The sequence below is a fragment of the Victivallis sp. Marseille-Q1083 genome (assembly GCF_903645315.1).
GTDB lineage: Bacteria > Verrucomicrobiota > Lentisphaeria > Victivallales > Victivallaceae > UMGS1518.
On the sequence record NZ_CAHJXL010000001.1, the window covers coordinates 716,364 to 729,594 of the forward strand.

General features: G+C 52.2%; 12 protein-coding genes. 8 read left to right on the forward strand and 4 right to left on the reverse strand.

Translation table 11 applies throughout. From position 1 onward, the window contains the following. The first annotated feature begins 229 nt into the window (after positions 1 to 229). From HWX74_RS02825 to HWX74_RS02835, 3 genes are all read left to right on the forward strand, one after another. Entirely contained in the window at positions 230 to 1,552 is a 1,323-nt protein-coding gene (locus HWX74_RS02825) for an IS1380 family transposase (RefSeq protein ID WP_176012100.1), read from the forward strand. Between the two features lie 1,311 nt (positions 1,553 to 2,863). Continuing rightward, positions 2,864 to 3,508, forward strand: coding sequence for a helix-turn-helix domain-containing protein (locus HWX74_RS02830; protein WP_176012101.1), 645 nt, complete (start codon positions 2,864 to 2,866; stop codon positions 3,506 to 3,508). A gap of 38 nt (positions 3,509 to 3,546) precedes the next feature. Beyond that, on the forward strand, positions 3,547 to 3,876 hold the full coding sequence (locus tag HWX74_RS02835; RefSeq protein WP_176012102.1) for a hypothetical protein: 330 nt from the start codon (positions 3,547 to 3,549) through the stop codon (positions 3,874 to 3,876). Between the two features lie 142 nt (positions 3,877 to 4,018). Here the strand turns inward: HWX74_RS02835 and HWX74_RS02840 are convergent, their stop codons facing one another. Continuing rightward, positions 4,019 to 5,341 (reverse strand): IS1380 family transposase, encoded by a 1,323-nt coding sequence (locus HWX74_RS02840; RefSeq protein WP_176012103.1) that lies wholly within the window; start codon positions 5,339 to 5,341, stop codon positions 4,019 to 4,021. 486 nt (positions 5,342 to 5,827) lie between these two features. Further along, positions 5,828 to 6,400, reverse strand: a complete 573-nt coding sequence (locus tag HWX74_RS02845) for a hypothetical protein (RefSeq protein ID WP_176012104.1) — start codon at positions 6,398 to 6,400, stop codon at positions 5,828 to 5,830. Here HWX74_RS02845 and HWX74_RS02850 point away from each other — a divergent pair. Further along, complete coding sequence (locus tag HWX74_RS02850; protein ID WP_176012105.1) at positions 6,374 to 6,715, forward strand: hypothetical protein; 342 nt, start codon at positions 6,374 to 6,376, stop codon at positions 6,713 to 6,715. The two genes, HWX74_RS02845 and HWX74_RS02850, sit on opposite strands and share 27 nt — an antisense overlap. 43 nt (positions 6,716 to 6,758) lie before the next feature. On the opposite strand, the gene HWX74_RS02855 is transcribed toward HWX74_RS02850, so the two are convergent. Together HWX74_RS02855 and ilvB are read right to left on the reverse strand one after the other, a co-directional pair. Continuing rightward, the gene (locus HWX74_RS02855; RefSeq protein ID WP_176012106.1) at positions 6,759 to 7,418 is read right to left on the reverse strand and encodes a type II secretion system protein; all 660 of its coding nucleotides are present in this window, start codon (positions 7,416 to 7,418) and stop codon (positions 6,759 to 6,761) included. Between the two features lie 546 nt (positions 7,419 to 7,964). Continuing rightward, positions 7,965 to 9,677, reverse strand: coding sequence for a biosynthetic-type acetolactate synthase large subunit (ilvB, locus tag HWX74_RS02860; RefSeq protein ID WP_176012107.1), 1,713 nt, complete (start codon positions 9,675 to 9,677; stop codon positions 7,965 to 7,967). Positions 9,678 to 10,167: 490 nt separating this feature from the next. On the opposite strand from ilvB, the gene HWX74_RS20610 reads away from it, so the two are divergent. The 4 genes from HWX74_RS20610 to HWX74_RS02880 are packed head-to-tail and all read left to right on the forward strand — an operon-like array spanning position 10,168 to position 13,190. Beyond that, positions 10,168 to 10,770, forward strand: a complete 603-nt coding sequence (locus HWX74_RS20610) for a sugar O-acetyltransferase (protein WP_176014523.1) — start codon at positions 10,168 to 10,170, stop codon at positions 10,768 to 10,770. Between the two features lie 32 nt (positions 10,771 to 10,802). Next, complete coding sequence (gene thpR / locus HWX74_RS02870) at positions 10,803 to 11,375, forward strand: RNA 2',3'-cyclic phosphodiesterase (protein ID WP_176012108.1); 573 nt, start codon at positions 10,803 to 10,805, stop codon at positions 11,373 to 11,375. 37 nt (positions 11,376 to 11,412) lie between these two features. After that, positions 11,413 to 11,991: a flavodoxin family protein gene (locus tag HWX74_RS02875; protein WP_176012109.1), complete on the forward strand. Its 579-nt coding sequence runs from the start codon at positions 11,413 to 11,415 to the stop codon at positions 11,989 to 11,991. Continuing rightward, positions 11,988 to 13,190, forward strand: a complete 1,203-nt coding sequence (locus HWX74_RS02880) for a GNAT family N-acetyltransferase (RefSeq protein WP_176012110.1) — start codon at positions 11,988 to 11,990, stop codon at positions 13,188 to 13,190. Before HWX74_RS02875 ends, HWX74_RS02880 begins: the two co-directional genes overlap by 4 nt. Positions 13,191 to 13,231: the final 41 nt, after the last annotated feature.

A 13,231-nucleotide genomic window follows, 5' to 3' on the forward strand; every position in this document is an offset into this window, starting at 1 on the left:
GTATTCATGGAGAAAAAACTCTTGCAAAATGATGACGAAAAGCAGTAGTTGCGATACAATTTTTCAAACCGTTGCTTCGGGATATCGTGTCATCGCATTACGCGCTGGTAAAGCTTGCGGATGCAGTAGCCTGAATATTGCGTAAATTTTCAAAAACAAAGAGGCAGATTCTCGACTAACGTATTATATTGTAATATCTTACATCACAATATAACGCCGAGGTCTGCCAATGACAAAATGTAATGTTTCGATTCCGGTCTTTCAAGGTCCGAAAAGCAGAAAAATTGAATTCAATTTCGCCGGTGGAGATATCAGCAGTGACGGCGGGTTGCTTTTTGTGAAAGAATTCGACCGCAAACTCGGTTTGACCCGGCGCGCCGGTAACCTGCTGGATTCTTTTGATATTCGACAGCCCGGAAAAGTTGAGCATTCCTATCTGAGCATGCTTCGTCAACGAGTTTTTGGTTTGGTTGCCGGCCATGAAGATCTCAATGACCATCATGAATTGCGAACTGATCCGCTGATTCAAACTGTTGTCGGTCGTGATCGTCAACTCGCCACTCCAAGCACTTTATGTCGATTCGAAAATGGAATCGATCGTCGTGCTTGCGTAGATTTGAGCCGATTGTTTGTCGAATTCTTTATCGAAAGTTTTTCCACGCCGCCTCGAGAATTGATTCTTGATTTCGATGCTACCGATGACCTCACTTACGGGATGCAGGAAAATCGCTTTTTTCATGGCTATTATGACCACTATTGCTTTTTGCCGTTGTATGTTTTCTGCGGGGATCAATTGCTTGTGGCTTATTTGCGTCCATCAAAAATTGATGCGGCCAAGCATGCCTGGGCGATTCTCTCGCTACTGGTAAAGCGCTTTCGGCAGAAATGGCCGAAGGTTAAGATTATTTTCCGGGGAGACAGTGGCTTTTGTCGGCAGAAAATGCTGAACTGGTGTGATAAAAATGAGGTCAAATATATTGTCGGATTGGCGAAAAATCCACGTTTGCTGGAATTATCAAAAGATCTTCAAGTGAAAGCGGAAGCACTTTACAACGAAACACATGAAAAAGCAAAACTGTTTACTCAGTTCGAATATGCGGCAGGAACTTGGAAATACCCGCGCCGGGTGATTGCCAAAGCGGAATTCAACTCCCCCGGACCGAATAATCGTTTTATCGTCACCAATCTTGATGATGATGGACAATATCTTTATGAAAAAGTCTATTGCGCCCGAGGTGAGATGGAAAACAGGATCAAGGAACAGCAGCTGGATCTTTTCGCTGATCGGACGAGCTGCCATGACTTTGCGGCAAATCAATTCCGGCTTCTGCTTTCAAGTTTGGCTTATATTCTCATGGAACGGTTTCGGGCATTGTTGTTGACAGGAACTCAATTTGCCGAGGCTACCTGCGGCAGCATTCGCTTATACCTGGTGAAAATCGGTGCCATTATTCGGCGGAATACCAGAAAAATTTATGTTGCTCTTTCAAGTGCTTGTCCAAATCAGGAACTCCTCCGCTTGATCGCTGCGAAAATCATCGCTTGGGAATAAAACCTTGGAGAGCTGTCCCCGGCTCGCCGAACAACAACGGGGGAAAGGGGGAATATGCTCAATTTGCAAAAAAACGACAATATCCGACTCTGAAAATAAAAACTTCCGAATCTTCTGAACATTTCTCGACGATTCGAAAGTTTCATGCAATATTCAGGGTAGACTGGAAAAGTTCTGAGGACGGTTTGCAGAATAAGTTTTTATCCTGATAACGGCCGCCCTTTCTGTCCGGTTCGATTGATGACTGAGTTGCCAATCGGGAAAATACGGCTTGAAAAGATTTTTCCTTCTCACATCGGGCTTTTGCATAGCCGGCTACCCAGAACTCATCTGAAACGTCCTATGAATTGGTTGCCATCCCCGCCTCTCCCGCCGCCATTCCGCCGATGCGTTAATTTTTCCAATGCCGCCGGATTGCTGCTCCGCTGATGCGACATTCATGAACTGCAGATTGAAATCCGAAGCCAGCCGGCCTTTCCATCCTCCGGTAACTTGTTCCTATTCCAATTGATAATCATCCGCCGCCAGATTCAGGTGAAACTCTCTCCCCTGGCTCCTGGTTACTTTGATTTTCATCATTGCAGATACAAAAAGTTCCCGGCCTGATTGCTCAGACCGGGAACAGCCCCCAAAGGATGGTGTAAGCTTTGGAACCGATCATGCCGGCCACTCACCGCATGACCAATTGACTTTATTTTTTATCGAGGGTTGTCAATGTTCCTGCCGCCGCGACCATACCGATGAATTTCACCTGCGATTTCCACCGGATCCATTCCGGAAGCTGGCGACGCCTCGAAAAAATCGTCTTTCATGAATTTTTTCTCCTCTTTGTACGCCCTTTCTCCCGGCCTATCATCCGTCCTCCGCCGGTGGTGTTTTTTCACATCAACCGGTCGAAGGTCTTCAATCGCTTTCCACCTCGCGATTGTCGAACAACAATTGATTCAGGTCCTACTGACCAGTAAAGCGCTTTACTCCATAATGATAAAGTATAGCAAAAAAATGAAAAAAAGTCAACCCTTCGGCAGGAAAGTTATCGTTTTTTTCGACATTTTTTAATGGGGGTCAATTGAAAAAGTAAACGCACCGCAGAAAATAGACAGGTTGCATTTAGTTTGTCGCAAAGAAGGAGGTCGCATTCAGTTTGACAAATAGTATAAGTTGTGTTTAATCTGCCGGAAAAGAGTTTTACAGATAATGATCCTTTTGATATTGTCAAAAAGGCCATGCATCCCCCCTCCCCCGGGGAGGGGGAGCGTTTAGTTTGACAAATGCGATGGCGCAACAAGCAGAATCAGGAGGAAAAAGAAAGTGGCGCATCTAACAGAATCGGATCGTCTGAAGATTGAAGCCTGGCTTCACCGGCGACGATCTCTTCAACAGATTGCCCGGCAATTGGGCAAGTCGCGAACAACAATTTCCCGCGAAGTGTTGAAGCACCGTCAAGCGAGTGAAAAAGGAGCGTCAGGGCGTATATCGAATCGCTGCATTCACCGCCTGAATTGTGATGTTTGGCACTTGTGCAGCGGCAGAAGGTGCCGGCGAAGATGCAGTGCCTGCAGGATCTGCAATCATGTTTGTCCCGGGTTTCACGAGGAGATTTGTCCGAAATTATCCCAGCCGCCTTATGTCTGCAACGGCTGTCCGGATGAATTCAAGTGCGTATTGAGGAAGCAATACTACCTTGCGTCTTCGCACGAATATCGTCAGTTACTGATTGAGTCAAGGAACGGCGCCAATCTCACCGAGGCCGAGCGAGCTGCGCTAAGCAATATCATTCATGACGGTACGCAAAACGGACAGTCTGTCCATCATATCGTGGTTTCCAACCCGGATCGTTTCACCGTTTACGAAAAAACGGTGTACCGCTATATCAACGCGGGAATCATCCGGACCAAGCGGGGGAGATATGCCGAGATCATGCAGTATGAAACCGCGCAAGCGAAAGCCGATTGAACACAAGGTCGATACCAGATGCAGGATAGACAGAACATATGACGACTTCAAAAAGTACAATGAAGAGCACCCGGATTCTCCGGTTGTGGAAATGGACAGCGTGCCAGGCAAAGTCCTGCTTACGATTCAACCTTCGCAAAATGATCCCCAAAGGGAGAGATTTGGAACACTTCAGGCAAGAAGACATCAATACAGTGGTGTCGCATATCAATAGCCTTGCCAGGAGGAGCCTCAACGACGTATCGGCAACCATACTCTTCAAAAAGCTTTACGGAAAGGAGATTTTGGTCAAGCTGGGCATTGAACACATCTGTGAAAAGACGATTCATTTATTGCCCGATTTGATCGCTAACCTGAATGTTGCATGAAACTTTCGAATCGTCGAGAAATGTTCAGAAGATTCGGAAGTTTTTATTTTCAGAGTCGGATATTGTCGTTTTTTTGCAAATTGAGCATATTCCCCCTTTCCCCCGTTGTTGTTCGGCGAGCCGGGGACAGCTCTCCAAGGTTTTATTCCCAAGCGATGATTTTCGCAGCGATCAAGCGGAGGAGTTCCTGATTTGGACAAGCACTTGAAAGAGCAACATAAATTTTTCTGGTATTCCGCCGAATAATGGCACCGATTTTCACCAGGTATAAGCGAATGCTGCCGCAGGTAGCCTCGGCAAATTGAGTTCCTGTCAACAACAATGCCCGAAACCGTTCCATGAGAATATAAGCCAAACTTGAAAGCAGAAGCCGGAATTGATTTGCCGCAAAGTCATGGCAGCTCGTCCGATCAGCGAAAAGATCCAGCTGCTGTTCCTTGATCCTGTTTTCCATCTCACCTCGGGCGCAATAGACTTTTTCATAAAGATATTGTCCATCATCATCAAGATTGGTGACGATAAAACGATTATTCGGTCCGGGGGAGTTGAATTCCGCTTTGGCAATCACCCGGCGCGGGTATTTCCAAGTTCCTGCCGCATATTCGAACTGAGTAAACAGTTTTGCTTTTTCATGTGTTTCGTTGTAAAGTGCTTCCGCTTTCACTTGAAGATCTTTTGATAATTCCAGCAAACGTGGATTTTTCGCCAATCCGACAATATATTTGACCTCATTTTTATCACACCAGTTCAGCATTTTCTGCCGACAAAAGCCACTGTCTCCCCGGAAAATAATCTTAACCTTCGGCCATTTCTGCCGAAAGCGCTTTACCAGTAGCGAGAGAATCGCCCAAGCATGCTTGGCCGCATCAATTTTTGATGGACGCAAATAAGCCACAAGCAATTGATCCCCGCAGAAAACATACAACGGCAAAAAGCAATAGTGGTCATAATAGCCATGAAAAAAGCGATTTTCCTGCATCCCGTAAGTGAGGTCATCGGTAGCATCGAAATCAAGAATCAATTCTCGAGGCGGCGTGGAAAAACTTTCGATAAAGAATTCGACAAACAATCGGCTCAAATCTACGCAAGCACGACGATCGATTCCATTTTCGAATCGACATAAAGTGCTTGGAGTGGCGAGTTGACGATCACGACCGACAACAGTTTGAATCAGCGGATCAGTTCGCAATTCATGATGGTCATTGAGATCTTCATGGCCGGCAACCAAACCAAAAACTCGTTGACGAAGCATGCTCAGATAGGAATGCTCAACTTTTCCGGGCTGTCGAATATCAAAAGAATCCAGCAGGTTACCGGCGCGCCGGGTCAAACCGGGTTTGCGGTCGAATTCTTTCACAAAAAGCAACCCGCCGTCACTGCTGATATCTCCACCGGCGAAATTGAATTCAATTTTTCTGCTTTTCGGACCTTGAAAGACCGGAATCGAAACATTACATTTTGTCATTGGCAGACCTCGGCGTTATATTGTGATGTAAGATATTACAATATAATACGTTAGTCGAGAATCTGCCTCTTTGTTTTTGAAAATTTACGCAATATTCAGGCTAAATAGTCCTTTCCTGCTTAAGGAAGGTTTGTCAAATTCATAGTGTGCGTTTACAATGTCCGAAAAATAGCCTGAACGTAACACCACGGAGGATTGTTGTCTTTTTTGTCAGGAAAAACGCACAAAAAGTAAACTTTCCTGTTGCAGCAAGAGAGAAATTCTATGTCTTTTTACCGCTTTGGCTAACTGAATGCACAAATTTTTGAGGGTGGGGCTGTTAATTTGACAAACGTGCGTTTACTTTTTCAAGTGGCCATTTTTTATGGCGGCTCTTCTATCACCAGGCAAACGGCAAGGGGAAACTCCGCTTCACTTCCACCCTGTTTCCAATTCCCGCCGATTCCGGCGGCTGAAAATTTGACCGACCTAAAAAAAGCAAAATTGTTATTCATCAATAAGCTCTTCTGTCAAATCGACTTCGACCAATTTCGCCCGGCAGTTTTTTCCCTTGACGTAATCAAACAACTCCGCCACCAAAATTTTGGTCGGCTCCAGCACGATAAACCCGCAGGCGGCATCCACTTTATAATATTTGACCGGGGTGAACGCTTGGTCGGTAACCACGAACTTCCCATAAAATGCGATCATGTAGCCGTCGGCGAAACGTTTCATCGTCTGCGCTCCGCCGTAAATATTCCCGCGGACTTTGATCGGATACGTCTTCAGGAAATTGAACTCTTTGTCATAAGTGCAAATAGAGCGGAATTCACTTTTGTCATAAAAAAGATCGCAAATCCCGATCGCGAATCCACCGTCTCCGGTGGTCGCAATCGCATCCCGTCCGCGCGACTCGCGATGGGGAATCTTTTCGATAAAAGACAAATCATCGGCGTCATATACATAAGTCTGCGACGAATCCGCTCCCCGGTTCCAATCCGATATTTTGGCAACCGAGATATAAACTTTACCGTCTTTCACCGTAAGCGCGCCATGATGGTCATCAACATGCTTTGTCACGATGACTTGGCCGCCGGCATCCGTCTTCACCAGCGTATCGGTAAAGCTCCAGTAAAAAAACTCCCGACGGTCATCGCAGGCGACATCCTGCAAATGCAGAGGATAAGTTCCCTCGCAAATAATTTCCTCAGCCCCGCAGCCAACACCGGCCGCCATCACAAGAAAAAACAACAGCAACTTTTTCACGGCAACTCCCGCCTCCTGTATCACCTGGCAGCAATCAATATCCGGCAAGCGGCGGTCTGGAAGACGCCCCGCAAGGCCGCCACCGGCTTTTCCGGCGCCGGAAACCGCACCGGGCAGAGAAGCCTTTGATCTTTCTGCCCGGCGCGCCAGTCAACTCTCCGCTTTGCTTCGATTACAGAGTTTCCAGGCAATAACGCCCGACGTATCCCCAGTCGCCCGAGTATTTGTCGCGGTCGGCATGGCCGTCGAGGAACAGCATCCCCTGCTGCCGGTCGTGCCGGACGTCGACATCCTCGAACCAGCCCTGGGCCTGCTCGGCGCTATAGACCTGAAAATACCACAGCTTGCCCTCCATCAGATAACAGATTTCCGACGGGCCGTAACCATTGTCCGGCGGGCTCGACATCTTGCGCCCGCCCGCCCGGGCGCTGAGCGCGTAACCTGCATATTCCGGCGCGCCGTAACCGCCGCCGACCGTGTTCAATTTCCAATCCTTGATATAAGCCTTGCTCGGATTCTCCTTCCAGCCCCACATATTGTCGCCGGCCGCCGTCGGGCATTGCATCAGCTCCTCGCTCGCACCGTATTCCCGGCAGAGATAGGCGGCCCACATATCGAGATATTCGCCGACCGCCTGGGTCTGGATCAGATTGTCGTTATTGTCGTCACTGTAAAGTATAGACGACAAACCGATCTGTTTCAGGTTCGACAGGCATTTGACCGCCATCGCTTTGCCCTTCGCCTTTCCCAGGGCCGGCAACAGCATCGAAGCAAGAATTGCGATAATGGCAATCACTACCAGCAATTCTATAAGCGTGAATCTCTTTTTCATCTTGACTCTCCTTTTTCGGGGGTTATTGGGAATTTTACTGAAACGCTTTAGCTCATGAATTAATTATAGCAAAAGAAAAGAAAAAAAGCAATAGGTCCCATTAAAAAAATCATTAAATTTTTATCATATCCATGTCGCGGACGAATTTTCCGGCCTGTTGGCGGGGTCATCCAGACCCCACCGTTTTTCAATCATACGGTAAAATTTAAAACAATCATCTTTCAGCCGGCGACTCCGCCGTTTCGGCCGGCGGCAAATCCACCATTTCATTTCTGTGAGTTTTTTTCATTTTTCTCCCTCCCTTTTCATTTCTGTATCAGCATTCTAAACCGGAGGACAATTCCATAAAGCGTTTTACTGGCGTCACCATTTACATTACCGCCGAAAAAACGGAAAACAACGGGCCTAATCAAAAGCTAATTGAATTTCCCCGGCGCAGCTCCGAACCTCGAACCGTCCCGGAAACCGCGCTGCTCCGGAGATCATTTCCTCCCGGACCGAAATCGACGACCGGAAAAATTGGCCTGCCGCCGGTCCGGTGATTCTTCATCCGGTTATCATCTCCCGGTACGATTTGCCGCCGGGAATCATCGGCAGCACATGATCCTGATAAACCGTATGGCAATCCAGCAGAAACGGTCCCGGAGACGCCAGCATTTCATCCAGCGCCGCCTCAAGTTCGGCCGGATGATAAACATCCCGGGCCGGAATGCCGTAAGCGTTGGCGATGCCGGCAAATTTGGGAAAGGAAGCTTCAGCTTTCGTCCGCAAATCGGTATTGCCCCGCTTTCCCTGATAAAACAGATCCTCGATCTGCGCCACCATGCCGAGATGCCGGTTGTTCAGGATGATCATCTTCACGCCGATCTCCTCCGCCGCGATGGTGCCCAGTTCCTGGATGTTCATCTGAAAGGAGCCGTCGCCGTCGATGTTGATCACCAGCTCCTCCGGCAGGGCCAGCTTCGCGCCCACTGCGGCAGGCAATCCGAAGCCCATCGAGCCGAGCCCCCCGGAGGTTAGCAACTGGCGCGGACGGGTATATTGAAAATACTGCGCCGCCCACATCTGGTGCTGGCCGACGCCGGGAACGATGATCGCCCTGCCGCCGGTCCGGCGGTACAGCGCGTCGATGACCTGCTGCGCCTTCAACCGCCCCGGCTCCGGCCGATAGGCGAACGGATGCATCTTTTTCCACCGCCGGACCATCTCCAGCCACTCCGGATGCGGCACCGGTTCCGGCGTCCGGTTCAAGGCGGTCAGAACCGCTTTGAGATCCGCCACGATACCGAGATCAACCGGAACGTTTTTGTTGATTTCCGAAGCATCGACATCGATGTGAACGATCCGGGCGCCGGCGGCAAAAGTTTTCGCATCCCCGGTGGAACGGTCGGCGAAACGGGCACCGAACACCAGCAGCAGATCGCACTCGTTGACGGCATAGTTGGCGCAATAGCTTCCATGCATGCCGAAAAATTTCAATGACAGAGGATGTGTTTCCGGAAACGCGCCGATTCCCATCAGCGAAGTTGCGACCGGAATCCCGTACCCCTCCGCGAACCGGCGCAACTCTTCCGCCGCCCCGGCGGCGATGACGCCGCCGCCGGCATAAATGCACGGACGCCGGGCCCGGGCGATCGCCCGCTTGACGGCGGCGATCTCTTCGGGACGGACCGCCTGCCGGGCGTTTTCCCGTCCGGGCGGCATTCCAGGGTCGAAATGAAATTCCGCAACGGCTTTCTGAACATTTTTGGGAATGTCGATCCAGACCGGCCCGGGCCGGCCGCTGCCGGCCAACGCGAACGCCGCGACGATCGTCGCGCCGATTTCAGCCGGGTCGAGCACCAGATAACTGTGCTTGACGATCGGCCGGGACATGCCGATGATATCGGTCTCCTGGAAGGCGTTCTTGCCGATCAAGCCGGCTTCCACCTGGCCGGTGATGATCACCACCGGCACGGAATCCATCCAGGCATCGGCGATGCCGGTCAGCAGATTGGTCGCGCCAGGTCCGCTGGTCGCCATGCAGACGCCGATTTTTCCCGTCGCCCTGGCATAACCGCCGGCGGCGAACGCGCCGCCCTGTTCATGGCGCGGCAAAACAACCCGGATGGCAGAATCGGCCAGCGCCTGGTGAAATTCGACGGCCGAGCCGCCGGGATAGGCGAAACAGAGTTCGACGCCGAGCCGCTCCAACGTTTTGACGGCAATCTGCGCCCCGCTCAACAATTGCACAGGGTCTTTGGATAATAGCTTTTTCATAGACGAATCATTTCTTTTCAAGTCGTTCTTTTTCCATTGCTTCGACGAAAGATTCCGTTTCCTTCCAACCGACGGTACGGCAACGGCGTAACCCTGGAAAAAGCGGGAAGGAAATTCCCGGTGGAAGCGGTAGCGTTAAAAAACTACGCGAAGACCGACCCCGTCCGCATTACCGGGAAGTGGATGCGGACGGGCAACTAACTACGACCACGACGGCCGTCAAAAAGCTGTCGAAAGAAATATCCATAACTGCCGAATAGTATAATCCGCCGTTTCCGGTTTGTCAAATCGAATTTATCGGCCGGCAACGGCAAAACCGTCTGGCAATTCGGTAAAATATGGATATCTTATGGCAAAGCAACGCAAGGACGGCAGACGGCTGCAATCAACGCGAATTGCCCAGCTGCCGGGCCGGCCGCGATCCTTACGGCGCCCGGACCGCCCGTCTGCAACTGATTCAAAAACCGAAAGCGAAAGGTCAACCATGAGCATGACGACCAGAGAACGCATGAAAAGCGGAGAACTCTATTTCTGTACCGATGAAGAAATCGCCCGCGAACAATTGCAATGTCTCGACAAACTTTACGATTTCAACCGGACGCGTCCTTCGGAGCTGGAGCGGCGGACGGCATTGTTGAAGGAGCTGCTGGCCGAAGTCGGTGAAAATTGTTATATCGAACCGCCGCTTCACGCCAACTGGGGCTGCAACACCCATTTCGGCAACAACGTCTATGCCAATTTCAACCTGACGCTGGTTGACGACACCGATATTTTCATCGGCGACAGCGTCATGATCGGCCCGAATGTAACCATCGCCACTGCCGGTCACCCGGTGGAGCCGGAACTCCGGCGGAAAGTCGCCCAATTCAATATCCCGGTCCATATCGGCAGCAACGTCTGGATCGGTGCCGGCGCGGTCATCCTGCCCGGCGTTCATATCGGCGACAATGCCGTCATCGGCGCCGGCAGCATCGTCACCAGGGACATTCCGGCCAATGTCGTCGCCGTCGGCAATCCCTGCCGGATCCTGCGGGCAATCAATGAGCGCGACCGGGAATATTATTTCAAAGACCGGAAAATCGACCTGCAATAGTCCGAAGCGGACCGGAAAGCGACCAAACCTCCATGTTTCGAACCGCCCAAGGCCGGAAACGGTTATTTTTTGCGCTGGAACTGCCGGACACCTTGAAGCAGGCGCTGCTCGCCCGGCCGCTTCCGTTGCAGCGCGGCCAAGCGGTTCCGGCCGGGCACCTGCACCTGACAATCCGGTTTCTGGGCGATGTCGATCCGGCCAATGAGCAAAAACTGCTGGAATTCTGCCGGCAGTTCCGGTTGGCTTCCTCCATTCCGTTGCTCCCTGACAAGTTCGACTGCTTTCCGACGCGAAGCAGGGCGCGAAGCTTCCACCTCCGTCTGAAGCCGGTACCGGAATTGCTGGAACTCCGCGACTGCTTGAACGGCGATTGGGACCGGTTGTCCAGCAACGGAGAAGGCCGGCCTTTCCGGCCGCATATCACGCTCTGTCGGATGCGCCGGGTTCCGACCGCGGAAGAATTCCGGCAATTGGACGACTGGGCGGCAAAGCAACGGCTGCCGGCGGCGCCGGCGACCGTTTTGACACTTTTTCACAGCTTTTTCCGGGATAACCGGCTGGTGCATGCGCCGCTGGCCACGGTCAAAACCCGAGGGACGGACTGAACATGACGGAATTCAAAAAGAACGGGAATTTGTTCAAATGAAAGTAATCGGCCTCAACGGCAGCGCCCGGAAAGACGGCAACACCGCCATCATCCTGCGGACCGTGCTGGCGGAAATCGAACGGCACGGCATCGCCACCGAACTGATTCAACTGGCGGACCGGGAGATCGCTCCGTGCCGGGGCTGTTTCGCCTGCCGCGGCAAACGAAACTGTCTTTTTGGCAATGATGCATTTCAGACGGTTTTTCAGGCCATCTGCGCCGCGGACGGCATTCTGCTGGGTTCACCGGTCTATTCCGCCGATGTTTCCGCCAGGCTGAAAGCGTTTCTGGAGCGCGCCGGCGTCGTCGCGGCCGTCAATCCCGGCTTGCTGAAGCGTAAAGTCGGCGCGGCGGTTTCGGCGGTGAGACGCGGCGGCGGCCTGGCGGCAGTGGACACGATGAATCATTTTTTCCTGAACAAAGAGATGATCGTCGCCGGTTCGACCTATTGGAACATGGTTTACGGCAAAAATACCGGCGATGTCCGCGACGATGCCGAAGGGATTGAAAACATGCGCAACCTCGGCGAAAACATCGCCTGGCTGCTGCGAAACCTGCCGGAGGACCGCCGATGATCGCGCTGGAAACCGGACGCCTGAAAATCATTCCGCTGGAACTGCCGCAATTGAAACTACTGCTGGCCGGCACGCCGGTTTTGGAAAAAGCGCTCGGGCTGGCCGCCTCGGCCCAGGAACTGGACGAACCGGCCCGGGCGGCGATGGCTTCCCTGGCGAAATCGGCGGCTCGAGCTCCGGCTTCTTATCCCTGGATGACCAATTGGCAGATCATTCTAAAAGAACGCAATATCGCTGTCGGCAGCGCCTGTTTCATGGCGGTGCCGGACGATGCCGGAATCGTGGAAATCGGTTACGGCATCCATCCCATTTTTCAGCGCCGCGGCTACATGACCGAAGCGCTGGAAGCGCTCTGCGGCTGGGCGCTCCGGCAGCCCGGTGTCGGCGCCGTCGCGGCGGAAAGCGAGCCGGCCAACACGGCTTCCCGCCGGGTCCTGAAGAAATGCGGTTTCCTGCCTTGCAGCGATACCCGCTCGCTGCGGGTCGCCCCGCAGAAAATCCACGCCGGCACCGTAAAAGCAGTCATGAAAGCCGCCGGCTCACCAGTCCAGGCGGCGGCGCTTCAGCGTTTTTTCAAAACCGGCCAAGGCCAATACGGCGAAGGCGACCGTTTCCTCGGCCTCCGCACCCCGCAAACCCGCCGGATCGCCGGAATTTTCCGGCAGCTTCCGCTGTCGCAAATTACGGTTCTGCTGGCCAACCCTTTTCATGAGATCCGGTTGTGTGCGCTGCTGATCCTCGTCGACCAGTATCATCGGAGCGACGAAACGCGTCGGGAACGGATTCTGGAGCTGTATCTCGACCAGAGCGCCACGGCCATCAACAACTGGGATCTGGTGGATTTGAGCGCGCCGGGAATTGTCGGAATTCATGCGTTGGCGCACGGCAACGGCGTGATCGAATCCCTGGCCGACGATCCGCTTTTATGGCGGCAGCGGATCGCGGTGGTGGCAACCCAGACCCTGATCCGGCACGGAGAATTTGACGAAACGCTCCGGCTGGCCGAACGTTTTCTGACCCATCGGCACGACTTGATGCACAAAGCGTGCGGCTGGATGCTGCGGGAAATCGGGAAGCGAAACCGGGACGTTCTCAGCGGTTTTCTGCAAAGACACCGGACCGCCATGCCGCGCACCATGCTGCGTTACGCCATCGAGCATTACCCGGAAGCGCAACGCCGGGCTTTCCTGCAGCGCTGAAACAAAAAAAACGCCGGGGCAAAGCCACCGGCGTCAAACAA